The following is a 22,890-nucleotide window of genomic DNA, read 5'->3' as shown; positions in this document are numbered from 1 at the left end:
TTTACCTTGCTTAGGTGAACCTAAGTCCGGTAGTGTCTGCGGAATGATGAATTCTCGAAACTCTCAGCGCGGCTCTTTACGTCGCGCCCTGGCTCTCCTCGTCGCGACGATTCTCGGAGCCACGGCCCTTGTTGCCTGTGGCGCCGGTGACGGTAACAACGGTGGAGGCGGTAAAGACGGCGAGCCAAGGGTGGTCGCGTTGGACTGGCGATATGAGGAAATCCTCGAGGCGCTGGGCGTAAAGCCTGTCGGCATTGTAGAGATCGGCAAGTCCGCCGGGCCGAAGACTCTGGAGGGCAAGCTCGAGGGCATCGAATCGGTTGGACAGGCAAAGCAGCCGAACCTGGAGGTCATTCAGTCTCTTGAGCCCGATCTGATCCTCGCTAGCCCAACGCGGCAGGAATCGATCATGCCGCAGCTGGAGGAAATTGCAGGGACGAAGTCCTACAGCGACTCCAGCTACACCGACGTCCTTGACTCCATGGATGACATCGCAAAGAAGCTGGGCAAGGAAGATAAAGCTAAGGAAGTGCGCAAGCGTATCGAAGACAAGGTCGAAGAGGCAAAGAAGCTCGTCAAGCCGAACACTCGTGCAGCGCTGGTCGGATGGTCGAAGGGCACTCTCTACACCTGGATCAAGGATTCCTTTGCAGGCTCTCTTCTTTCTGACGCCGGCTACGTCTACGGCTACGACGGTTCCCGTACCGCTATCGAGTCCAAGACTGACGTTGCCGAAATGACGGGTGATAAGCTCCCCTCAATGAAGCTGGATCGGATGTACTTGTACAACGACATCGAGGGCTTTAAGTCCAGCCCATATAAGGGTGTGGTGAAGGATATCGTGGACGTGGAGCAGGACACCTGGTCCCGTTCTCGTGGCCCGCTGGCCGCAGAGGCAATGCTGGATCAGATCATTGAAACGGAGAACGCTCGTAAGTAGGCGCACCTTCGTGCGTTTACGACCGAAGGAAGTTAAGTGCAACGAGGGCTAAAACCACGCCTTACACAACTAGCGATTCTGCTGGCGCTGGGATTGGCTGTCATTCTTGCGGTATGGGTCTGGCGCATGAGCAGCGTGGAGGTGCCGACTAACGCGCCAGAACTCGCGGGGGAGATGCGCTCCGTCATGCGCGACCGGCTCTTGGCAGCGACGGTGATCGGCATGGCTTTGGGCGCGGCAGGCGTGCTGCTTCGCACGGCTACAGGCAACCCGCTGGCGGATCCGGAAATCACCGGCGTGAATTCCGGTGCGGCTTTCGGCGCTGTGCTGTGCACGACGATCACGGGATCTGTGTCGGGCGCAGCTGTGTTGCCGGGGGCGTTGTGTGGTGCAGCGCTTGGAGCTGCGATCACGGTAGGTATCGGGATGCGTGTGACGGTGGGGGATCCGACTGGTGCTCAGTCGGTGCAGCGGATGATTTTGCTCGGCATAGCCGTTTCTGCATTGTTCTCGGCGTGTACCGCGATCATTTTGGTCATCGATGAGGCTCAGCTTTCGACCGTGCTGTCGTGGCTTTCGGGCCGCTTGGGTGGGGTTCGTTTCCCGGATGTAGTGCCCTGCATTATTGCTGTGGCGGTGGTTCTGCCGTTTACTATTGCTGCTGGTCGGGGGCTGGATACGCTTTTTGCTGGTGACGCCCTCTCGTCTTCCGTCGGCGCGAACCCCCACCGTCTGCGCATTTTGGCAGTGGTGGGCGCAGTGCTGTTGATCGCGCCGGCAGTTGCGGCTGCTGGACCCATTGGTTTCCTTGGCTTGATGGCGGCGGTCGTCTCGTATCGGGTGGCAGGCCCGCGTCACCGATTGAGCTTAGTGATCGCCCCAGTGGTGGGCGCGGTGGTTCTGCTGGTGGCGGATTCCGTTGCGCAGGCTCTGTGGGCGCCGGCGGAGACTCCAGTGGGCGTGGTTACTGCCATTGCAGGCGTGCCTTTGCTGCTGTGGGGTATTAATCGGCTGCGACCAGGAGGTGGGCGCTGATGAACCGCAGGCTGAATCGCAAACGAATCCTCCGGAGGGGCGTTTCCCAGCCGGGAACTGCAGCGCCGAGGCGTGACACTGCAGCGCCGCAGAGTGACACTGCGGCGCCGCAGGGTGATACTGCGGCGCCGCGGGAAGTTGCTATAGCGCCACGGCGTACTAATGCCGGCGCGCCCCGCGTTATAGCCGTGTATGCAGCGCTGCTGGCTTTGCTGGCGTTCGCGATCGTCCTGGGATTAAGCGTCGGCGCCGTCATGAAGCCCCCGGCAGAGACGATCCACGACCTCTTCACCGGTGGGAAACTCATATGGCGCTACCGGATGCCCCGTGTGCTCGTGGGAATCCTCGCTGGTGCAGCGATGGCGGTCTCCGGCGCGTTGCTGCAGCTAGCCCTGCGTAATCCGCTGGCAGCTCCGGACACTGTGGGTGTCACCGCAGGAGGGGGCTTGGCTGCCGTGGCAGCTCTGTTGAGTGTCGGTTCCTTGCCTGCGCAGGCACTGACTCCCGTGGCTTTTATCGGTGCACTGGTGGGTGCAGGCCTGGTGCTGGTGCTCGCGGGCCGAGGAGCAACGGATCCGGTGCGGCTTACCCTCACTGGCGTAGCGGTCTCTGTGGGTCTGGGCGCGCTGACTCAACTGTTGTTGGTCAAGGCTGCTCCGGAAGCGGGCGCGGCGATGACCTGGCTTAAGGGGTCGCTTTACGCCCGCACTCTCGCGGATGCGCAAGTAGTGGGGCCAGTGGTGTTGGTAGTCATCGTGGTAGCCATCGTGCTCTCGAGGCACCTGGACATGCTGAACCTGGACTCTTCTGCCATGGCGGGAGTAGGTGTCAGTGAGCGAACGTGGCGCACCGTGGCGGTGCTGTTCGCGATCCTGTTGGGAGCTGCCGCTGTGGCTGCGGCGGGGGTGTTGGGATTCGCAGGACTAATCGTGCCGCATGCTGCTCGACTGCTGGTTGGTGGTGCTGCCAGGCGAGTGTTGCCAGTGTCTGCGCTGGCTGGCGCGGGGTTGGTCGTTTTCTGTGACGCCCTTGGCCGCTGGGCATTTGCACCCACCGAAATCCCTGTGGGTGCGTTGATCTCCGTTGTCGGCGCCCCGTACTTCATTTATCTTCTGCTGCGTATGTCTCGCACCCCTGCGGGAGCGCCTGCGGTGCCCACGACAGATGAAAGGAGCTCCCGATGAGTGTACCTGCCTTGCACGCCGAGGCCATCACGGTAGGCTACGGCGGCCCGGATGTCTTGCGAGATGTTTCTCTCCAGGTTCCGGAGGGGAAGATTACCGCCCTCATAGGCCCGAATGGCTGCGGAAAATCTACGCTGCTGCGAGCGTTGGGGCGTCAACAACCAATCTCGAAGGGACAGGTCTACCTAGGCGATCGCTCCATCCGCAAGATGAGCGCGCGTGAGTTTGCCCGGCACGTTGCGTTCTTGCCGCAACAGCCCGTTACTCCCGAAGGGGTGAGTGTGCGGGAAGTTATCGCGTACGGCCGGTACCCGTATACCGGGGCGTTTGCGTCGTTGGGAGCGGAGGACCACCGCGCGGTAGAGGAGGCGGCGGAACGCGCCGGGGTGACCGCCCTGCTCGACGTTCCAGCGACGGATCTGTCCGGCGGTCAGCGCCAGCGAGTGTGGGTAGCAATGACCGTGGCTCAGCAGACTCCCGTGCTGCTCCTTGACGAACCAACGACGTACCTGGATCCCGCCCATCAGATCGCGATTCTGGATTTGGTGCGGGATCTCAACACTGCTGGCCGGACTGTCGTGATGGTCGTGCACGACATGACGCACGCGGCCCGTTTCGCCGACTCCATCGTCGCTATGCGTGACGGTCAGGTGCTAGCGGCGGGGGAGACGGAAGACGTTATGTCTGCGAAGCTCGTTGAGGATCTTTTCGGAATTTCCTGCCTGGAGGTTAAGGATCCGGAAACGGGGAGAGTCTTGCCGATTCCGTATCGCTAAAGACGTTAAAGACGCTAAAAGCGCTAAAGATAGGGCCGTTAGAGGTATTTCGAAGTGCACTCCCGGCGTCACTAATGAAAATAGGTTGCAATAGCGTGTAGGGTAGCGGGCTATGAGACACGCACATAGCCATTCTTCCGGCCGCACGCCCTCTGAAACCACGCCCACTGCCGATGCTCCACGACGGGGGAGTGCACCCGCCGCCGCGCCTGCGTCTGCCACCACCGCGAGCGCCACGCCCGTCACGGTGTTGTCCGGCTTCCTCGGCTCGGGCAAGACAACACTGCTGAACGACCTGCTCGCCAACCGAGGCGGCCGCCGCATCGCGGTGATCGTCAACGACTTCTCGGAAATCAACATCGACGCCGCCCTCATCGCCGGCGAAGGCCACCTCACGCGCGGCGAGGATCGCTTCGTCGAGCTCACCAACGGCTGCATCTGCTGCACGCTGCGCGAGGATCTGGTGGAATCCGTCGGCACGCTCGCGCGCAGCGGCAGCTTCGACCACATCGTCATCGAATCCACCGGCATCTCCGAGCCCATGCCCGTCGCCGCAACTTTCGAATGGCGTTGGGAGGACGGCACTCGCCTCGCCGACGTTGCGCCGATCGACACTATGGTCACTCTTGTTGACGCCGCCCAGTTCCTGCCGCAAATAGGGCAGAAGAAGCTGCTTACAGAAGCGGACTTGCAGGCGACTGCGGACGATGAACGCACCATCGCTGATCTGCTAGTCGATCAGGTTGAGTTCGCGGACGTCATCTACGTCACCAAAGCGGACCTCGTCAGCGAAGAACGTTACCGCGCGACGCTAGCGTTGCTGCGGCGGATGAACCCGCGGGCGCGCATCGAAAAACTCCTCCACGGCCGCATCGTCACTGCTGGATCGCTAGATGGGGATGGGGCCCGTGGTGGCTCGTCGGTCAGCGCAGCAGACGACGCGGCTGAGGCGACGGATACTGCGGCGGTTGGCGGGCGGTCGGCGGTAGATGACATTCTCGGCGCGCACCTCTACGACGAGGCGACGGCCCGCGCCTACGAGGGCTACCTCGACGAGCTGGAGAACCCGCACACCCCAGAGACGGAAGAGTACGGCATCAGCTCCGTTGTCTTCCGCGGGGACCGTCCCTTCGACAGGGAGCGACTGATCAAGGCTCTGCGCTCCACAACTGGGTTGGTGCGTTCGAAAGGATACTGCTGGATTGCCGACCGTCCGGAGCTCGCTCAGGTGTGGCACCAGGCTGGCCCTGGCTTGCGGATACAACCGGCCGGCGGGTGGCGCCAGGTGGGGCTAACTCCCTCGAGTGAGGTGGTACTGATTGGCGTCAATTTCGATGCAGACAGAGCGGTACAGCAATTCTCTAATGCAATGCTGAGTGACGCAGAGGTAAGAGTTATGCTGTAAGGGTCGCACGTCACATTTGGATGGCGTGGTCCCTTCCCGCGTCGGCGCGGTCGTTTCGGCGTGGGCGAGGCAATGTCGCACTTTAGGGAGAAACATTCGTGAGTAACACCCGTCCGGTAGTCCTCATCGCCGACAAACTGTCCCAGTCCACCGTCGATGCCCTCGGCGATTCCGTCGAGGTTCGCTGGGTCGACGGCCCCAACCGCCCCGAGCTGCTGAAGGCAGTCGCAGACGCAGACGCGCTGCTGGTCCGCTCTGCAACCACCGTTGACGCAGAGGTGCTCGAGGCAGCACCGAAGCTGCAGATCGTAGGCCGCGCAGGCGTGGGCCTGGACAACGTTGACATCGACACCGCCACCTCCCGCGGCGTGATGGTCGCAAACGCTCCGACCTCCAACATCCACTCCGCCTGCGAGCACGCAATCAGCCTGCTGCTGTCCACCGCCCGTCAGATCCCCGCCGCCGACAAGACCCTGCGCGACGGCGAGTGGAAGCGCTCCTCCTTCAAGGGCGTGGAGATTCTGGGCAAGACCGTCGGCATCGTCGGCTTCGGCCACATCGGCCAGCTGTTTGCACAGCGACTGGCAGCTTTCGAGACGGACATCATCGCCTACGACCCGTACGCCAACCCCGCCCGCGCCGCACAGCTGGGCGTGGAGCTAGTGGAGCTGGAAGAGCTGATGAGCCGCTCTGACTTCGTGACCATCCACCTGCCGAAGACCAAGGAAACCGCGGGCATGTTCGACGCGGACCTGCTGGCAAAGTCCAAGAAGGGGCAGATCATCATCAACGCCGCCCGCGGCGGCCTGGTGGACGAGACTGCCCTGGCAGAGGCCATCAAGTCCGGCCACATCCGCGGCGCCGGCTTCGACGTGTACGCTTCCGAGCCGTGCACCGACTCCCCGTTGTTTGAGCTGGAAGAGGTCGTCGTTACCCCGCACCTGGGCGCTTCCACCGTGGAGGCACAGGACCGCGCGGGCACCGATGTTGCCGCTTCCGTTCTGAAGGCCCTGTCCGGCGACTTCGTTCCGGACGCCGTGAACGTCTCCGGCGGCAAGGTCTCCGAAGAGGTTGCCCTGTGGCTGAACCTGGCTACCAACCTGGGTCGCGTTGCCTCCGAGCTGCTGAACAGCGCCCCGAACACCGTGACCGTCACCGCCCGCGGCGAGCTGTCCACCGAGTCCGTTGACGCGCTGGGCCTGGCTGGCCTGCGCGGCGTGTTCTCCGGTGTGATCGACGAGCAGGTCACCTTCGTCAACGCCCCGCAGATCGCTGAAGAGCGCGGCGTGGAGCTGGACGTGCAGACTCAGGACGAGTCCGTCAGCCACCGCTCCATCCTGGAGGTTCAGGTCGTCGCTGCCGATGGCACCACCGCTACCGTCGCTGGTGCGCTGACCGGCCTGGAGCACGTGGAGAAGATCGTCCGCATCAACCACCGCGGCCTGGATCTACGTGCCACCGGCACCAACCTGTTCCTGGTCTACCCGGATCAGCCGGGTGCGCTGGGCAAGGTCGGCACGCTGCTGGGCAACAAGGGCATCAACATCGACGCCGCCGCACTGTCCCCGACGGACGATGAGCAGACGGCAACTCTGGTTCTGCGCGTGAGCGAGGAACTGGATCAGCAGCTGGTTGAAGAGGTCAAGGCAGAGCTGAACGCCTCCAACGCATTCGTTCTGAACCTCTAAACCGCGAGGCTGGGCTTCACGCCCAGTACGTGTGAGGCCGGGCAGTTGTTGCCCGGCCTTTTCTTGCGTTCTTGTATGGATTGATCTTTTATGGACACCCCATGCCGCGCGGCTACAGGTACTGCTGCACCTTCTGCGCGATATCCGGCCACTCGAGGTCGAGCCGGCGGGAGGCGCGACGATTCATGATCCATGCGGCGCCGACGACGATGCCCCAGTGCAGTAGCACGCCCAGCCAGCTGAGCAGGGGAATGGCGGCAATGCTGTTGCTAGTTCCGTCGGCCATGGCCAGCGGAATCAGCGCTAGCAGCCCGCCCGGCAGGAAAGAGACGGTAAGGATCAGCATCGTCACCAGCGCGGAAATCATGGCGTTGCTGCCGCCGTTACGCTGCTTGAACGAGTTTGTGCCCGGCGCGGTGGTTTGAGCGGGGAAGCGTGTGGCGCTGAAGTTCGCCATCGCGGAGGCGACGACAATGCACCCCAGGGTGAGAAGGCTAACCAGCAACCAGGTGGCGCTGAAGCCGTCGATGGCTCCGGCAGCGATGCAGACGACAAGCCAGATCGGCACCAGTACTGTCGCTGTGGAGAGGCTGCGGCTGGCGACGATCTGCTTGCCGCGCACTCCGGCGACCATGTGCACCCAGTTGGATGGGCCGTCCATGCCCAGGGAGTTGCCTGCGACCTGCTGGGGACCAAGGGATACGAAGAACAGTGCGAACCACAGCATCCAGCGGTTGGCCTCGTTAAGTATCCCCATCAGGAGGTACAGCCCGCAGAGGACGACCACGACCATCAGGCTCATCATGAAGCGGTTGTCCCGGCGCCAGAAGCGAATCTCGCGGGAGTAAAGGGCGCCAACCGGGGATCCCGGGACACGTGGCAGCAGCAGGCTATCGCCCTTCGCAGAGCGGGTGGCGTGCTGCGGCGGCAGTGGATTGTTGAGGTCGTGCTTGACGGCCACGCGCATTATGTAGGCCACGGCGAGGATCGCCACGAGGCAGATCGCGCCCTTGGCGAGGCCGGTACCGACGCCACCATTATTGACGCCATCTTCTCCGATGCCGGCCATGTCAGCAGCGGCTCCGGCCGCGGCGGCGAAGGGTGTCCAGGACAGGATGTCGGCGCTGGTCTTGATGGCCGCGGTGGGGTCGGTTCCGTCGGCCAGCAACTGCGGTAAGAGGTACAGAGCCAGGAAGCCGAAGGTGACGACGAACCCGGCGATGTTGCCCCACAGTTCGTTGAATTTGGTGGCGATGCCGCTGAGCGCAGCTGCTAGTGCCTCGCCCGCGAGCAGCGTGATCACCAGCTGGAGTACGCATGCCAGCACCCACAGGGCGCCGGTGCCCGCGGAGGCTACCTCCGAGAACGCGAGATATCCGAGGATAGCCATGATGATGGTGTTCACCAGCGAGAGCGCCGCCCGAGAGTTGATGAACATGGCGGTGAGCATGCCCGGCAGAATGTCGCGTTCGGTCAGGGGCAGGGAGCTGAACATGCGCGGATCCAGCATCCGTTCCTCGCTGGGGAAGATGGCCGACATGGCTAGGTAGAGCACGCTGCCTAGCCCCATCGTCAGCACAAACATCGCCGGGTCTCCGTCGATGACGAGTGCCCCGTAGCTGCTGAACCCTAGCCAGACACAGCCCATTACCGCGATAATCGTTACAGCCACGGACGGGATGATCATCTGCAGGTTGCCTAAGAAGGCGTGCGCCCACAGTTTGCAGTGGAGTTTGAGGAGAGTTTTAGTCTTCGACACTGGCCTGCCCCTCTTGACGGGCGCTCGGCTGCTCCGCGCCGCGTAGCCAGCCGAAGGATTTCGTGTCCAGCTGCTTGCCGCCCACGGCCTCGACGAAGCGCTCGGAAAGCGACTTACCAGCGCGGACTTGCTCGGTGGTTCCGGCGGCTACGACGGTGCCCTGGTTGATGATTGCCACATGGTCGCAGAGTCCTTCGACCAGCTCCATCACGTGCGAGCTGAGAATCACGGTGCCCCCGGCATCCACGTAGCGTCGCAGGATCGTGCGGATCACCTCGCCGGATACCGGGTCCACGGCCTCGAAGGGCTCGTCCAGAATCAAAACTCCCGGGCTGTGCAATAGGGCGCCGGCCAGTAGGATCTTCTTCTTCATGCCCGCGGAGTAGTCGGCGATGTACTTCTTGCCCGCGTCCTCTAGGTCGAGTGCCTGCAGCAGGTCTGCGATGCGCTGCTGCAGTTCCTCGCCGGGGATGTCCCGCAGGTAGCCCAGGTATTCCAGATACTCCTTGCCGCTGAGGCGTTCGAACACGGGGAGGCCGTCGACCAGCAGCCCGTAGCTGCGCTTGGCTGCCAGCACTTCCTCCTCCGCCTGCATGCCCTCGGCGGGATCGGCCCACAGTGGGTGACCGGCGACCCAGGAGTTGCCACTGTCGGGCCGAATGATGCCCGTTGCTGCGAGGATGGCAGTGGTCTTGCCCGCCCCGTTGGGGCCGACGATGCCGTAGAAGCTGCCCTTCGGCACAGTCAGGTTGAGGTTATTCACCGCGACTTTGTTCGCGAATGTCTTTACGAGATTGCGGATGACCAGCGCTGCGTCGCCAATTTCCGCGTTGGGGGTTGAGTGTGAGGGATATGGCTGAAAAGTCATGCGCGCCATTTTATGTTGGTTCGCAGGCGGTGTCCCGGCGACATGCTATTGTTCTAAATGACCAACTAGTGAGACAAAGGAGTTCATACAGTGAAACTCGCAGTGATTGCCGGCGATGGTATTGGCACCGAAGTGACCGCCGAGGCCCTGAAGGTTCTGCACGCTCTGCGTGACGACGTGGAGACCACCGATTACGACCTCGGCGCCCGCCGCTACCTGCGCAATGGTGAACTCCTGACTGACGCGGACCTGGACTCTCTGCGCGAGCACGACGCTATCTTGCTCGGCGCCATCGGCGACCCCCGCACCGTGCCCGCCGGCGTGCTGGAGCGCGGCCTGCTGCTGCCGCTGCGCTTCAAGCTGGACCACGCGGTGAACCTCCGCCCGTCGAAGCTGTACCCGGGATCTTCCAGCCCGCTGGCCAACCCGGGCGACATTGACTTCGTCGTCGTGCGAGAGGGAACCGAAGGCCTTTACTGCGGCAACGGCGGCACACTGCGTGAAGGAACTGACCACGAGGTGGCGTCCGAAGTATCCCAAAACACCTACTACGGCGTGGAGCGCGTGGTGCGCGATGCGTTCGAGCGTGCGCAGGGCAGGCGTAAGAAGCTGACCTGGGTGCACAAGACGAACGTGCTGGTGAACGCTGGCTCTCTGTGGCAGCGCGCCATCGAAACGGTGGGGCAGGAGTACCCCGAGGTGCAGGTGGATTACAACCACATCGACGCGGCGACGATCTACATGGTCACTAAGCCACAGGAGTACGACGTGATCGTTACGGATAACCTGTTCGGCGACATCCTGACCGACCTGGCGGGTGCTGTCACCGGCGGTATCGGCCTGGCGGCTTCCGGCAACATCGATCCTTCGCGGAAGAACCCCTCTATGTTCGAGCCGGTGCACGGCTCCGCGCCGGACATCGCGGGCCAGGGTATCGCCGACCCATGCGCGGCGATCCTGTCGGTGGCGCTGATGCTGCGTCACCTGGGCGACGATGCCAACGCGGAACGTATCGAGGCCGCTGTGCTCGCCGAGGCCGGCTCGCGCGACGGCGGACCGGTGAAGACCGCGGAGGTCGGCGACCGCGTGGTCGCTAACCTCTAGTAAGCCGACGACTCGCTGGTGGCAGCCTGCGCCCGCTCGCGGTGCGCCCTACTACCACGCCTACAGCTTGTGACTACTGCGCGCGCAGCGTCTTCGACCACAGCTCCTTGCCACGGGTGGTGAACAGGCGGACGGTCAGGTCCTTCGACCCGCCGTCGATGTCCACCTCTCCGAAGTGCTGGAAATCATCCAGCGGCGAGGAGTTTTGCTTATCCTTCGCCGGGGCGTGCACGTACACGACCTCCGGGCCGAAGGTGCCGTCCATGTCGTTCGGGCCGAAGCCGCCGGCATTCAGCGGCCCGGTGACGAACTCCCAGAACGGTGCGAAATCCTGGAAGTCCGCACGATCCGGCGAGTAGTGGTGGGCGGCGGTGTAGTGCACGTCAGCCGTCAGCCACACCACGTTGCGCACGTCCTTGATGCCGCTGAGCACGCGCCCGATCTCCGCCTCGCGGCCGACGGCCTTTCCACCCTTGCCGTTGGATACGCCCTCCTGGTCGTCCCCGTCCGGCACCACGATGCCCAGTGGCAGGTCGTTGGCGATGATCTTCCACGTGGCGGTGGAGTTCTTTACTCCCTCGACCAGCCATTTTGCCTGCTTTTCTCCCAGGATCTGTCCCGGCTTGGTGGCAGAAGCTCCGCTGTCCGGGTTGCGGTCCTTGTAGCTGCGCATGTCCAGCACGAAGATGTCCAGCAGGGAACCATAGGAGATCTTGCGGTACACGCGGCCATCCACGGCCATTTTTCGGTCCAGCGGCTGCCACTCGTGGAACGCCTGGAATCCGCGCTGGGCCAGCAGATTCACGTCCTTGACCTGGTACTTGTCGTCCTCCAGGATCTCGCCGGGATACCAGTTGTTCGTCGTCTCGTGGTCATCCCACTGCACTACCTGCGCGACCTGAGAGTTGAAGCGCTTGTAGTTTTCGTCCAGCAGGTTGTAGGCGTGCTGGCCGCGGAACTCCTCTAGGGTTTCGGCCACCTTGTTCTTGTACGGGCTGGTGAGGTTTTTAAATACCCGTCCGTCGTCCATCTTGTGGTTCGCCTCGATTGGCCCGTCGGCGTAGACCGTATCGCCGGAGTGGATAAACAGGTCCGGGTTGCGGTCTGCCATCGTCTTCCAGCAGTACATGCCGCCGATGTCCGGGTTGATGCCGTAGCCCTGGCCCGCCACGTCGCCGGACCAGTGCAGGCGGATGTTCTTCGGCGCCTGGCTGGTGGAAGGGGCGGTAGTGAAGCTGCCGATCACCGGCACGGAACGCGCGGCAGTGTGCTGATCCTCCATGGTCACTCGGTAGTGGATCTTCTGGCCCGGCTCCATGCCAACCAGGCGCAGCCGCCCAGTGCCGTCACTATCCGGGGTGAGCGTGGCGCCGCGGAAGGTCTTGGTTTTGTGTCGCGGGAATGCTGGGTCCGTCGATGCCTCTACGACCATTCGAGCCGGTCGATCGACGCGCGCCCATACGAGGCCGCCGTCGGGTCGCACATCGCCGGTAGCGACGCCATGAGTGATTACTGGCCGGGCGCGCTGCAATCCAACTGAGCCGATTGCCCCGCTGGAACCTACCGACGATCCGGCAGCGGAGCCAGCCATGCTGCCGGCCTGCGAGCCGAGAGCGCGCGCTGCACCTGTGCCCAGCAGAGCGGCGCCGGTGGCGCTGGCGCCGGCCAGGAAGGTGCGACGGGTGGTGCGGCGAATGGTGCTGTGGGAGTTGGAAGGAGTTGCGGAATGCGAAGGGGTCGAGGAATTGGGGGTTTGAGGATTAGCACTGCGATTTGTCATAGCGGCCAAGCTAACGGCTAAAACTGTCGGAGCCGTGGCAAGCACGTAAACCGCGGATTACGTGAAACTAAATTCATGGTTAATGGGCGGGGGAGGAGTGGGCGTCATAAATAAGCATAGGAACGTGACCGACAAGAAGGGTCGTAAAGAAGGGGCTGTAAAGAAAGGGGCATAGCAAGAGGTAGAAGGGGCAATAGAGTAGGGTATGAAAACATGCGTATTGCTCGAATTGCACACCCCGAGGGCATGGCCTTCGCGATCGTGGAAGGCGGCGAGCCGGACGGCACCGGCGCTACACTCCGCGAGATCGCAGGCCACCCGTTCGGACAGCCCGAATTCACCGGAAAATCCTGGCCTATCGAAGACGTTCGACTGCTGGCCCCGATCCTGCCGTCGAAGGTTATCGCCGTCGGGCGCAACTACGCTGACCACGTCGAGGAGGTGTTCAACAAGAGCGCCGAGCACCTGCCGCCGACGATCTTCCTGAAGCCCCCGACAGCCGTCATTGGCCCCGAGGCTCCCATCCGCATCCCCGAATGGGCCACGCGCGTGGAGTTCGAAGGTGAGATGGCGATCGTCATCGGCCGTCCGTGCAAGGACGTCAACCGCAACAACTGGAAGGACGTGGTGCTGGGGTTCACCGTCGTCAACGACGTTTCCTCCCGCGACCTGCAGTTCCAGGACGGTCAGTGGTCCCGTGCGAAGGGCCTGGATTCCTTCTGCCCGCTGGGCCCGTGGATCGAAACGGCTGTGGACAGCATCGACATCGATAATCAGCCGATCCTGGCGCACCTCACCCACGAGGGCAAGACGGAAACCAAGCAGGATTCCAACTCCAACCAGATGATCAAGTCCATTCCGGAGATCGTGGAGTGGGTTTCCTCCGCATTCACGCTGCTGCCGGGCGATGTGATCTGCACCGGCTCGCCCGCCGGCACCGCAGAGATGGTTCCGGGCGACCGCATCGAGGTCGAGATCCCGGGTCTGGGCAAGCTGGCCAACCCGGTTCAGGCCTACGGCAACTAGGCGGAGCTCGCCAGCCGCGTGTTCAGCACCGGCCGGCTATGGCTGCTCCGGGCGCTACACTTCCCGCAGCGCTGCAGGCACGTTGAGTGCCCGCAGCGCTGTTTGCAGCTTCGCGGACGTTTCCTCCGCCTCCATGGCGGGAATCGAATCCACGACAATGCCTCCGCCAGCCCAGGCGCGGGCGGTGTTGTCCTCCACGATGGCGCAGCGGATAGAGAGCATAAACTCCCCGTCGCCGCTGGAGTCGCACCAGCCCACGGCACCGGAGTAGAACTCTCGCGGGGACTTCTCCTGCGCAATAACCCCCAGCGCATCGTCCGTCGGGGTGCCGCCGATGGCTGGGGTGGGGTGCAGCATCAAGGCCAGATCCAGCGCGGAATACTCGTCGTCCTTTAGCGTGCCCGCGATCTGAGTGCCCAGGTGGATCATCTCGTTGGTCTCGTGGATCTCCGGGGTGGCGGGGATGTCCAGCGTCTCGCACAACGGCTCTAGCACGCGGCGGTAGTGCTCCACCACAAAGCGGTGCTCGCGTAAATCCTTGTCGGAGCTTCCGAGTTCGCGGGCTGTGGCGTCATCAATAGAAAGCGTTCCGGTGCGCGGCGCGGAACCGGCCAGGGGGAAGGCCGAGATGTGGCGGCCATCGCGGCGAATCAGCATCTCCGGCGAACTGCCGACGAACATCGCGCCCTGGTACTCGGAGCGGCCCGTGGCGGAGAGATCCACGGCGAAGCCATCGCGGTAAGCGGACAGGTCGATCAGGCGGGCGGCGATTAGTAGCGGGTCCACGGTTTCGGCGTAGGTGATGTCCACGGCACGGGCCAGCACGACCTTCTCCAGGCGGGACTGCTGGATCGTGGCAACGGCGGCGGCGACCATTGCCGTGTGTTCCTCGGCGGTGGTCTGCGCTTCGACGGACTCGACCGTCAACGAGCGGGCGGCATCCTTACCACGGAAGAAAGCCGGCGGCTCCAGCGGGCCTTCGGCGCGGACGACAGTCTCCGGTTCCATGAGTGCCGCGCGGAGTGAGGTATCGAAGGGGAAAGCGCCGACAATCAAGTCTGCTTCCTTGTTTCGAAGCGCAGTGGAGGCTTCGAAGGGGTCTGGGAAGGTCGCCTTGCGCCCCTGGGTGCGGATGCTGCGATCTGGGCGGGAAAGCAGGAAATCCGGGGCGGTGGCCGGTCGCTGCTCGTGGGTCATGGGTGCCATTTTACTGCCCGGCAAGACAACGGGCTGCCTCGCCCCGGTTTGTGCTCTGGCTTGTGTCCTGGTTTGTGCTCTGGCTTGTGTCCTGTGGTGTGCCCCGGGTTCGGGACGGGCAGGGCGCGAGGGTTGTACCGCAAGGGGCTGATTCCAATTCTGGATTAGCGCCTCTACGTGGAATGATGATGCTTATGAATACAGAATCAGGTGCATATCAGGTGGATTACGCCACCGCGATGAACTACTCCCTCGGCGCGCCGACCGGCGCGGATGCTCTTGAATCCGTTGCGAATTCTCCCTACGACAAGGTGGAGCTGTGGTGGCCGTGGAATACGCCCCACCCGTCCGAGCAGCAAATGCGTCAGCTGGTAGATGCGCTGGCTAAGGGGCGACAGGAGAATCCGCGTCAGCTTGTAGCGCTGAATCTGTGGGCCGGCGACCTGGCGGCGGGCGATCGGGGAGTGTTGCATCTGGTTGGCTCGGAGGGCGGTGCTGATGGTGCAGGCGCCGGCGCCGGCGACGTGTTTGCCGACGGCGACCCCGCGATCACAGAAGAGCTGATTGAGCACCTCAACGTCATCGAGTATCTGCACCGCCTGACCGGCGTGCGCCGCTTCAATGTGCTGGTTGGCCGTGGTGGTCGCGTGTTGCAACGTCGCCAGGTTCGGGCGTTCGCTGCGGTAGCCAAGCGCCTGGCAAGCTTTGGTGGTGTGGCCTTGGTAGAGCCGCTGAGCGGCATCGAAAACTACCCTGTGACCAGCATTAAGGAGGCCGCACCCCTGGTTGCTGCAGGTGGCCGCCTTCTTCTGGACGCCTACCACCTCGCCGCGAACGGTGAAGACTGGACCTGGCTCGCCGACCGGGGGCCGGGGAGTGAGCTGTGGCCGGAACACGTGCAGATTGCGGACTTCCCAGGCCGTGGGGCGCCGGGGACTGGCGAAGCCCCGTTGGAGGAACGGATTAACCAGTTGCGCGCGGCTGGCTATGAGGGTGAGGTCGTTCTCGAGCATCTCTAACGCGCACTCAGCTGAGTAAGTGCTTAAAAACTTGCGCAGATTCCGGCGTGTTAAAGCATAAGAGCAGCGAAACTTGTGTCTAATGTTACATTTGTGACTTATGTGACTGCCGTTAAGAATGTTAAAGCTGTTGGCTCCGTAATCGCCGGAAGAGTTACGCGTTTCGCTCTGCTCGTAGCTGTATCCGTCGCGATGACGCTAGTGATGCTTGCCGCCACGCTCTTCGGCGGAGCTGGCGCGGCCAACGCGCAAGAAGCCCCGGCCCCCGCACCCAAGCCAGCACCGGCACCGAAACCAGCACCAGCACCGGCGCCTGCCCCGGCCCCCGCACCCAAGCCAGCACCGGCACCGAAACCTGCACCGGCGCCGAAGCCGGCGTCAACAATAGATCGGGCGCAACCCGGGCAACCAGAAAACATCGAGTTCACCCGACCTGACGGCAGCATCCGCAGCGCAATTGTCAGCGTGACTTCCTCCTACGACCCGCACAAGCCTGCACCTGTGCTGCTTGGTTTTGGCGGGCGCGACGATACGCCAGAAAACTACCGCAGTTACTCGCGCTTCTCGAACACCGGTGCGGCCAACGAGGCGATCGTGGTCTATCCGCGTGGCATCAACAATGCTTGGGAGGGTGCCCCGTATGCCACCAGCAAGCGCGGCCAGGACGTGGACTTCGTACGGCAGATCGTCAACGAGCTGGACAGGAAGTTCAACATCGACCGTAACCGCATTTACGCTGCGGGAATGTCTAACGGTGGCGGGTTTGTGATGAACCTTTCGTGCCAGGCGCCTGACCTGATCGCCGGTGTGGTCAGCGTCTCTGGTGCTTTCTACAATCCCGTTAATGAAGGCTGCGCTCCGGAGTCGGTGCCTACGTTCGTGATCCACGGCCAGCAGGACGAGCTGACCCACTACGAAGGTGGCACTCTGCACAATGCGCCATATCTGCCAGCACCGCGCCTGGTCCACTCCCGTGCACTGCGCAACGGTTGTGCTCCGCAGCCAGTGGTGGAGCAAAAGTCGAACAATGTCACCCAGTTTGGCTACCCGGGCTGCCGTGATGAGGCAGTGTTCTGGCGCATCAATGACCAGGGGCACAACTGGCACTTTGCCCCTGACGTGGCCAACGAAGCCTGGAACTTCCTAGCCCGCCAGAACAAGACTCTGCCAGGTGCGGCCAGCTAGAGCTATGGCAAACTTTAGGATTTTGTAAGAGAAAGTTCCTAAAAACAGCCCAACCGGTGTATGTTTGAGCGGTGCAAAAATTCTCGTCACGTTTTACTCACACGAAAGCCGCGAACGCCCACTCTTTTTCCGCGGCTACTCACACTGATTCTGTAGATTCCGCAGTTTCTGGCGCTTCCTGTGCATCCCGCCCGGTCCGTCGCGGCGGCCGCTTCCGCAAGCTCACGCTGTCCCTGGCTGTAGCCCTCGGTATTGGCGCAGGCACCCTGGCAGGCCCGGCCCTGGACACTGCTGCTGGCAACGAGTCCGCAACCCCGCAGGCTAGCGCGGCCCCGAATAGCCTGGTAGGGAGCCTCTCTGGTGGTGTCAGTGGTATCGCTGGCGCCCTGAGCCCGCGTCCGGCGAACAACTACCAGACCTTTAACGTCAAGGGGAAGACCCGCACTGCGATTGTTGACGTTCCGGTGAACTCGGCGAACCGCAAGAAGCCGATCCTCTTTGTGTTTGGCGGTCGCGGCCAATCTGCGGCGGACATGAAAAACACTTCCCGCCTCAATGCGGTGGCTGGTCGCCAGGCTGTCATCGTCCACGCAGAGGGTATCGACCGCTCCTGGGAGGGGGCTCCGTACTCCAAGACTCGCCGTGGCGAGGACGTTGCGTTCGTCCGCGAGATGGTGCGTTCCCTGTCCAAGCGCTACAACATTGACACCCGCCGTGTGTACGCGGCTGGCCTGTCCAATGGTGGCGGCATGGCTATGAACCTGGCTTGCCAGGCTCCGGATCTGGTCGCCGGTGTCGTGTCTGTTTCTGGTGCTTACTATGACGCCACCATGAACAACTGCCGTGGGCGCAACGTGCCGACCATGCTGATCCACGGTGTGCACGACACTCTGCTGCACTACGGTGGCGGAGTGCTCCACGGTATGCACTACTACGGCGCCCGCGCTGCTTTCGACAACGCAGCACGCCGTAATTCCTGCAACATGCAGACCCTGCACGGTGCTCCAGCCCACGCCCTGACCAGCGGATTCACCTACAACGGTTGCCGCGCTTCCACCGTTCTGTGGCGGGCGGACTTCGGCGGCCACAATTGGCACGCCTTCGCCCCGGACGCTCCGCAGGCTGCGTGGCACTTCCTGTCGCGCCAACGTCATGCCTAGACGGTGACCTGCACCCCCGCCATTGCGCGGGGGTTTTGCTTTGCCGGCACAGAGCCGGCACAGTGACGGCACAGTGACGGCACTGAGACGATACAGAGCAAGCGCGAAGGCTGGAAGCCGAAAAGGTACAGTTAAATACCATGAGTGAAGTTAGCGAAGTTCGCGTTCGATTCTGCCCGTCGCCCACCGGCACCCCGCACGTCGGCATGGTGCGTACGGCACTGTTCAACTGGGCTTATGCTCGCCATACCGGCGGCAAGCTCGTCTTCCGTATCGAAGATACCGATGCGAAACGAGACTCTGAAGAGTCCTACCAGGCCATCATCGATTCCCTGAAGTGGCTGAATCTCGGCTGGGATGAAGGCATTGAGGTAGGCGGCCCCCACGAGCCCTACCGCCAGTCGCAGCGTATGGACATCTACGCAGACGTTTTGGAGAAGCTGAAGGAATCCGGCGACGTCTACCCGGCGTATTCCACCAATGAGGAAGTCCAGGCTCGCCACAAGGCTGCAGGCCGCGACCCGCAGTTGGGGTACGACAACTACGACCGCGACCTCACTGAAGAGCAGATCGCGCAGTTCAAGGCGGAAGGCCGCGAGCCGGTCTGGCGCCTGCGCATGCCCGACAACCGCATCTACGAGTGGCACGACCTCGTCCGTGGCGACATGAGCGTGGACGGCAAGACCGTCCCGGACTTCGTAGTCGCTCGCTCTAACGGTCGGCCGCTGTACACCCTCGTTAACCCGGTGGACGACGCGTTGATGGAGATCACGCACGTCCTGCGAGGCGAAGATCTGCTGCCATCCACACCGCGACAGATAGCACTCTACGAGGCGCTGGTACGGGTGGGCGTCGCTAAACAGGTACCTACATTCGGCCACCTACCGTTCGTGATGGGCGAGGGCAACAAGAAGCTCTCCAAGCGCGACCCGGAATCCAACCTGTTTAACCACCGCGACAACGGCATCATCCCCGAGGGCATGCTGAACTACCTGTCGCTGCTGGGCTGGTCGCTGTCCGCGGACGAGGATATCTTCACGATGCAGCAGCTCATTGACAACTTCGATGTGGCGGACGTGAAGCCGAACCCGGCGCGCTTCGACCAGAAGAAGCTGGAGGCCATCAACGCCGACCACATCCGCCTGCTCGAGCTGGGCGACTTCACCGAGCGCCTGCGCGCCTACCTGGAGGAGTACAAGGACTTCCCGGCGGACTATCCCGCGGACAAGTTCACCTTCGCCGCGGAGCTGGTGCAGACGCGCATCAAGACGCTCTCGGACGCTGACGGTCTGCTGCGCTTCCTCATTACTTCTGACGCCGACTTGTCCCTGGATGAGAAGGCTGCCAAGAAGAACCTGAAGGAGGACGCGGTGGAGGTTCTCGAGGTTGCCATCGCGCAGTTGGAGGCCATCGCGGACGGGGAGTTCAAGACTGACGTCATCGAGAGTGCGCTGCAGTCGAAGCTGATCGAGGAGATGGAGCTGAAGCCGCGCAAGGCCTACGGTGCCCTGCGCGTGGCCATCAGCGGCGCGGCTGTGTCCCCGCCGCTGTTCGAGTCCATGGAGCTGCTGGGCAAGGAGTCCACGCTGGCGCGCCTGCGGGCTGCCCGCGAGCAGACTCCGTTCGCGCCTGCGCAGCAGTAGGTGCAGAAGGGGCGCAGCGGTAGGTGCGCTTGCGAGTGCCGTCCTGGCAGTGAGGGAGCGGCGCAGCGAGCTTACTATGGCCGGAAAATGTGCGTTTACCAGCTGATTTGCTTGTAATTCACTGTTCTGGTTATAGTATTCCTCGTTGCGAGCGAGGTTCGCAGTGTTCAACGACCTGGTTATCTGGGGAGTGTCACTTGCGGGTTTTGTTCGACGAACGATGGCCTATGGTGTAATTGGCAACACTACGGTTTCTGGTACCGTCATTCTAGGTTCGAGTCCTGGTAGGCCAGCGCCCCGTTCGTCTAGCGGCCTAGGACGCCGGCCTCTCACGCCGGTAACACGGGTTCAAATCCCGTACGGGGTACAAATAATGAATACGATGACCTCCGGTCAGTTTCACTTCTCAGAAGCTGGTCGGAGGTTTTCGCTATCGTAGGGTTAAAGGACAAAATGTGTGTCTTTCCCGGGTGTGTCGTGGTTATTTGACCCAGCCTTTTTGGATGCCGAGGTTGTGTTGGTAGCTGGTGTCGATGGCGGTGTCGTATTCTGCTGGTGCACCGATGTCATTGGTAGTGGCTGTGGTGTCGTGGGTGATCAAGTTTGTTGCTGTGGAAAGTGCGTCTTGACCCCATCGCTGGTCCCTGGCGATCTTGACCGGATCGTCAGGGACTTCTGTATGTAGGTACAGCCACCAATCCATCACTGTGCGTTGATGCGGTAGTGATAATCCGCGGTGTCTGCGGGCCAGTTCTTTTATTGGGGCGTTGATGCCGCCTTCGAGACTGTTTGTTGTCGCTGCTAGTCCGTCAGGATTGATGGTTGTTGGTGGTGGTTGCAGGTAGGTAAACAACAGGTCCCTGCGGTGTAGGGATAGTAATGACTGATAGGCCGCTCGGACGCGTTGGTGGGTGTAGACCCTGCTGTAGGCACCGGTGGCAGGGTCGCGGATGGTGGTTTTCTCGTTCATCCACACCTGGTAGGTGTGGTTGAATTCGTGCAGGTGGGTGACCCATTCGGCTGCGTGGTCAAGGTCTGTGATGCGAGTGAGTTTCAGGGCTAGGCGGTAGATGGTTTTGCCTGCGTCGGTGCGGGGATTGCTGGTGGTATGGCGGCGGACTGTTCGTTGGGCGTGGACGAGGCAGCGTTGGATGCGTGTTGTCGGCCAGCAGTGGTGGATGGCTGATTGGGCGCCTTGTCCGCCGTCTGTCACTGCGACAAGTGGTGCGGCAATGGGGCGTAGTAGTTCGGTGTAGGCGGCGGTGGTTTCTTGTCTGGCCCAGGTCCAGTTGATGACGTGGGTTTTGCTGGCAGCGATAAGGAGGCAGCCGGACCTTAGGTAGGTCGCGTCCAGGAAGATCTGGTCGTAGATACGGAAAGTATCGATGGTGGGTGTGGGGATGATCCACCAGCACCAGTGGAAGCGGCGTTGCAGTGTTTTTGCTGAGACGTTTTGTGTAACTGCAATCTGTGTCAGTGGTTGGGTGCCGGTGATCCATTGGATGAACCAGGTCATGGTAGCGGCGTTTTTGTTGTGTGTTTGGGTGCTGCGGGTAAAGGAGTGTCCGCATTTGGTGCAGCGCCAGCGGGTTGTTCCTTTGCTGGTGGTGCCGTTTTTCTTTGTGTTGTTGCTGCATAGTGGGCAGCTGGGTCGGTTGGTGGTCATCCTTTAATCCAACCGGTGTGCGTTTAGCACAGATGTGGCCGGAGGTGTGGGATGGTGTGGGGAATAGCTTTCGGGGAGCTATTATGCGGTGATTTGTGGGGTGTGTGCTGCGGTTATGCTGGGATGCGGACACACTTTTTGTCTATTAACCCCTATCGTAGGTGGCTGCTGTCCTCGAATGTAGTGCTCCGAGCCGACCCGGAAGCTGGCGAACTGGCGGAGCTCGCGCACATCTCGAAGCGGTTCGCGTGGTTTAGCACCAGATACGACGTGGATATGCGCCGGAAGAAATGCGCGAGAGCTAAGCGCGGGTGCCCGCGTTGCCGTCGGACATGAGCGGCGCGCCGTCGGCATTGCGCTGCACGGGGAAGCTCTCCGGCAGGAAGAGGGATACGCCGTCCTTGGCGGTGAGAACATCCCAGTGGTTATCGTGCACCCAGAACATCAGGGGAGAGACGTTCACCGGGTGCTGGCGCAGCTCGTGGCGGGTCTGAGCCATCTGCTGCATGATGTTGTCCGCCGGCTGGTTCGGCACCACTGGGTGAACCAGAACCGTGCTGCCACCGGGCATGGAAACCACGTGGCCGTGGCCGTGGTCAGGAATCCTGGTGATCTGCAGGAAGCGATCGAACATTAGCGCGAGCGTCGCGCCGAATGGAAAGTCAGACTTAACCTGGAAGAAGACATCGCCAGCGCGTGCAATCTTCAGCGTTTCGAGGGACTTACGCTCTGTGGCTCCGGAAGCGACTGCCCAAAAGGTGTAGTTGGTTGCGGGCTGGTCTGTGCCCGGGAAGTTCGCGTCGCCGAGAACCGGCTGATCCACGTTGAAGCCCTCCGGCAGATCAGCGTCGGAAAGGGGTTTGAAGCCGGAATCTACGGTGGCGAGGAAGCGGTAGACTCCCGGCAGGATCTGGTCGGCATAGGAGTAGTTCTCCACATCCTTTGGGGTGGGGGAGATGATGCCGTAGACCAGCTCTCCATTCGGGGCGGTTAAGGTGCCGTAGCCTTCGCTGCCGAGCTGAAAGCTCAAGCTGCCGTGCTGAGCGGCTGCTTGCTGATCTGCTGCTTGCTGGGTTTCTTGTTGTGCTGCGGTGGTGTTGTTCTTCTTTTTACCGAATAGTCCAAACATGGCAGTGAGAGTACGCAAGTTTTGGAAGCTCCGCATGGCTTTGCTTCGGAAACTCTGAATGGCTTTCATTGGCACCTCCACAGTGCCGAGGCCAAGGTGCCTTATGGCATTGTCCTTGAACTCGACGAGGTCGATGACGACTTCGGGGACATCGACGCGGTGCTGGTCATCGGCACGAACGACACCGTCAACCCAATTGCTGAAGAGCCGGGTTCCCCCTGGGGCCTGCCAGAGCTCTGCCCGGGGGGGGAGGGGGAATGTCCCAAATTCCAGGTCTTAGAATATAACTATTCTGTTTCTGCAGGTCAGCGCGTTGCAATAATTAG

At 62.1% G+C, this 22,890-nt stretch carries 18 protein-coding genes, 2 tRNA genes and 1 pseudogene; 15 read left to right on the top strand and 6 right to left on the bottom strand.

Annotation, left to right across the window (positions count from 1 at the left end; all coding sequences use genetic code 11):
• Positions 1-43 precede the first annotated feature (43 nt).
• From CJEIK_RS07005 to serA, 6 genes are all read left to right on the top strand, one after another.
• Positions 44-940 (top strand): ABC transporter substrate-binding protein, encoded by an 897-nt coding sequence (locus CJEIK_RS07005; protein ID WP_005292864.1) that lies wholly within the window; start codon positions 44-46, stop codon positions 938-940.
• 126 nt (positions 941-1,066) lie between these two features.
• Positions 1,067-1,975 (top strand): FecCD family ABC transporter permease, encoded by a 909-nt coding sequence (locus CJEIK_RS07000; protein WP_005292862.1) that lies wholly within the window; start codon positions 1,067-1,069, stop codon positions 1,973-1,975.
• Positions 1,975-3,159 carry an iron ABC transporter permease gene (locus tag CJEIK_RS06995; protein WP_005292860.1) on the top strand — a complete coding sequence of 395 codons (1,185 nt, stop codon included), beginning with the start codon at positions 1,975-1,977 and terminating at the stop codon, positions 3,157-3,159. Before CJEIK_RS07000 ends, CJEIK_RS06995 begins: the two co-directional genes overlap by 1 nt.
• A complete protein-coding gene (locus CJEIK_RS06990) occupies positions 3,156-3,935 on the top strand; it encodes an ABC transporter ATP-binding protein (protein WP_005292857.1) in 780 nt (259 codons plus the stop codon). The genes CJEIK_RS06995 and CJEIK_RS06990 overlap by 4 nt, the downstream gene beginning before the upstream one ends.
• Positions 3,936-4,047: 112 nt before the next feature.
• Positions 4,048-5,340 carry a GTP-binding protein gene (locus CJEIK_RS06985; RefSeq protein ID WP_077536191.1) on the top strand — a complete coding sequence of 431 codons (1,293 nt, stop codon included), beginning with the start codon at positions 4,048-4,050 and terminating at the stop codon, positions 5,338-5,340.
• A gap of 98 nt (positions 5,341-5,438) precedes the next feature.
• Positions 5,439-7,028, top strand: coding sequence for a phosphoglycerate dehydrogenase (serA, locus tag CJEIK_RS06980; RefSeq protein WP_005292851.1), 1,590 nt, complete (start codon positions 5,439-5,441; stop codon positions 7,026-7,028).
• A gap of 112 nt (positions 7,029-7,140) precedes the next feature.
• On the opposite strand, the gene CJEIK_RS06975 is transcribed toward serA, so the two are convergent.
• Positions 7,141-8,787 carry a hypothetical protein gene (locus CJEIK_RS06975; protein WP_005292848.1) on the bottom strand — a complete coding sequence of 549 codons (1,647 nt, stop codon included), beginning with the start codon at positions 8,785-8,787 and terminating at the stop codon, positions 7,141-7,143.
• Entirely contained in the window at positions 8,774-9,664 is an 891-nt protein-coding gene (locus tag CJEIK_RS06970) for an ABC transporter ATP-binding protein (protein ID WP_005292846.1), read from the bottom strand. Before CJEIK_RS06970 ends, CJEIK_RS06975 begins: the two co-directional genes overlap by 14 nt.
• An 81-nt stretch (positions 9,665-9,745) precedes the next feature.
• On the opposite strand from CJEIK_RS06970, the gene CJEIK_RS06965 reads away from it, so the two are divergent.
• Positions 9,746-10,759, top strand: a complete 1,014-nt coding sequence (locus CJEIK_RS06965) for a 3-isopropylmalate dehydrogenase (protein ID WP_005292843.1) — start codon at positions 9,746-9,748, stop codon at positions 10,757-10,759.
• A gap of 73 nt (positions 10,760-10,832) precedes the next feature.
• On the opposite strand, the gene CJEIK_RS06960 is transcribed toward CJEIK_RS06965, so the two are convergent.
• Positions 10,833-12,539 (bottom strand): alkaline phosphatase D family protein, encoded by a 1,707-nt coding sequence (locus CJEIK_RS06960; RefSeq protein WP_077536193.1) that lies wholly within the window; start codon positions 12,537-12,539, stop codon positions 10,833-10,835.
• A 213-nt stretch (positions 12,540-12,752) separates the two neighbouring features.
• On the opposite strand from CJEIK_RS06960, the gene CJEIK_RS06955 reads away from it, so the two are divergent.
• Positions 12,753-13,565, top strand: coding sequence for a fumarylacetoacetate hydrolase family protein (locus tag CJEIK_RS06955; RefSeq protein ID WP_034964318.1), 813 nt, complete (start codon positions 12,753-12,755; stop codon positions 13,563-13,565).
• 54 nt (positions 13,566-13,619) lie between these two features.
• Here the strand turns inward: CJEIK_RS06955 and CJEIK_RS06950 are convergent, their stop codons facing one another.
• Positions 13,620-14,762: an isochorismate synthase gene (locus CJEIK_RS06950; RefSeq protein WP_005292836.1), complete on the bottom strand. Its 1,143-nt coding sequence runs from the start codon at positions 14,760-14,762 to the stop codon at positions 13,620-13,622.
• Positions 14,763-14,956: 194 nt separating this feature from the next.
• Between CJEIK_RS06950 and CJEIK_RS06945 the strand changes: the two genes are divergently transcribed.
• From CJEIK_RS06945 to CJEIK_RS06920, 6 genes are all read left to right on the top strand, one after another.
• Positions 14,957-15,781 carry a TIM barrel protein gene (locus CJEIK_RS06945; RefSeq protein WP_111712020.1) on the top strand — a complete coding sequence of 275 codons (825 nt, stop codon included), beginning with the start codon at positions 14,957-14,959 and terminating at the stop codon, positions 15,779-15,781.
• A gap of 93 nt (positions 15,782-15,874) precedes the next feature.
• The gene (locus CJEIK_RS06940; RefSeq protein ID WP_231913260.1) at positions 15,875-16,966 is read left to right on the top strand and encodes a CE1 family esterase; all 1,092 of its coding nucleotides are present in this window, start codon (positions 15,875-15,877) and stop codon (positions 16,964-16,966) included.
• Positions 16,967-17,037: 71 nt separating this feature from the next.
• Positions 17,038-18,126 (top strand): CE1 family esterase, encoded by a 1,089-nt coding sequence (locus tag CJEIK_RS06935; RefSeq protein ID WP_005292830.1) that lies wholly within the window; start codon positions 17,038-17,040, stop codon positions 18,124-18,126.
• A gap of 140 nt (positions 18,127-18,266) precedes the next feature.
• Entirely contained in the window at positions 18,267-19,769 is a 1,503-nt protein-coding gene (gene gltX / locus CJEIK_RS06930; protein WP_034964316.1) for a glutamate--tRNA ligase, read from the top strand.
• Positions 19,770-19,990: 221 nt separating this feature from the next.
• Positions 19,991-20,062: transfer RNA gene (locus CJEIK_RS06925), tRNA-Gln, on the top strand.
• Position 20,063: 1 nt separating this feature from the next.
• Positions 20,064-20,136: transfer RNA gene (locus CJEIK_RS06920), tRNA-Glu, on the top strand.
• 114 nt (positions 20,137-20,250) lie between these two features.
• Here the strand turns inward: CJEIK_RS06920 and CJEIK_RS06915 are convergent.
• Positions 20,251-21,435 (bottom strand): IS256-like element IS3509 family transposase, encoded by a 1,185-nt coding sequence (locus tag CJEIK_RS06915; RefSeq protein WP_011273851.1) that lies wholly within the window; start codon positions 21,433-21,435, stop codon positions 20,251-20,253.
• A gap of 301 nt (positions 21,436-21,736) precedes the next feature.
• On the bottom strand, positions 21,737-22,564 hold the full coding sequence (locus CJEIK_RS06910; protein ID WP_248623846.1) for a hypothetical protein: 828 nt from the start codon (positions 22,562-22,564) through the stop codon (positions 21,737-21,739).
• A gap of 81 nt (positions 22,565-22,645) precedes the next feature.
• On the opposite strand from CJEIK_RS06910, the pseudogene CJEIK_RS06905 reads away from it, so the two are divergent.
• Positions 22,646-22,801 (top strand): annotated as a pseudogene (locus tag CJEIK_RS06905) (NAD(P)(+) transhydrogenase (Re/Si-specific) subunit beta); the annotation flags it as partial.
• Between the last annotated feature and the right edge of the window lie 89 nt (positions 22,802-22,890).

Source organism: Corynebacterium jeikeium, assembly GCF_028609885.1.
Lineage (GTDB): Bacteria > Actinomycetota > Actinomycetes > Mycobacteriales > Mycobacteriaceae > Corynebacterium > Corynebacterium jeikeium.
Note: the sequence above shows the minus strand (reverse complement) of the source record. Positions and strands in the feature narration are given on the sequence as shown.

What these genes read in the sequence shown, in the direction of transcription:
- CJEIK_RS07000 (WP_005292862.1), top strand. Translation starts at nt 1,067, where the DNA reads ATGAGCAGCGTGGAGGTGCCGACTAACGCGCCAGAACTCGCGGGGGAG.
- CJEIK_RS06915 (WP_011273851.1), bottom strand. Translation starts at nt 21,435, where the DNA reads ATGACCACCAACCGACCCAGCTGCCCACTATGCAGCAACAACACAAAG.
- CJEIK_RS06955 (WP_034964318.1), top strand. Translation starts at nt 12,753, where the DNA reads ATGCGTATTGCTCGAATTGCACACCCCGAGGGCATGGCCTTCGCGATC.
- CJEIK_RS06990 (WP_005292857.1), top strand. Translation starts at nt 3,156, where the DNA reads ATGAGTGTACCTGCCTTGCACGCCGAGGCCATCACGGTAGGCTACGGC.
- CJEIK_RS06970 (WP_005292846.1), bottom strand. Translation starts at nt 9,664, where the DNA reads ATGGCGCGCATGACTTTTCAGCCATATCCCTCACACTCAACCCCCAAC.
- CJEIK_RS06995 (WP_005292860.1), top strand. Translation starts at nt 1,975, where the DNA reads ATGAACCGCAGGCTGAATCGCAAACGAATCCTCCGGAGGGGCGTTTCC.
- CJEIK_RS06985 (WP_077536191.1), top strand. Translation starts at nt 4,048, where the DNA reads ATGAGACACGCACATAGCCATTCTTCCGGCCGCACGCCCTCTGAAACC.
- CJEIK_RS06910 (WP_248623846.1), bottom strand. Translation starts at nt 22,564, where the DNA reads ATGTTTGGACTATTCGGTAAAAAGAAGAACAACACCACCGCAGCACAA.
- CJEIK_RS06945 (WP_111712020.1), top strand. Translation starts at nt 14,957, where the DNA reads ATGAATACAGAATCAGGTGCATATCAGGTGGATTACGCCACCGCGATG.
- CJEIK_RS06960 (WP_077536193.1), bottom strand. Translation starts at nt 12,539, where the DNA reads ATGACAAATCGCAGTGCTAATCCTCAAACCCCCAATTCCTCGACCCCT.
- CJEIK_RS07005 (WP_005292864.1), top strand. Translation starts at nt 44, where the DNA reads ATGATGAATTCTCGAAACTCTCAGCGCGGCTCTTTACGTCGCGCCCTG.
- CJEIK_RS06950 (WP_005292836.1), bottom strand. Translation starts at nt 14,762, where the DNA reads ATGACCCACGAGCAGCGACCGGCCACCGCCCCGGATTTCCTGCTTTCC.
- gltX (WP_034964316.1), top strand. Translation starts at nt 18,267, where the DNA reads ATGAGTGAAGTTAGCGAAGTTCGCGTTCGATTCTGCCCGTCGCCCACC.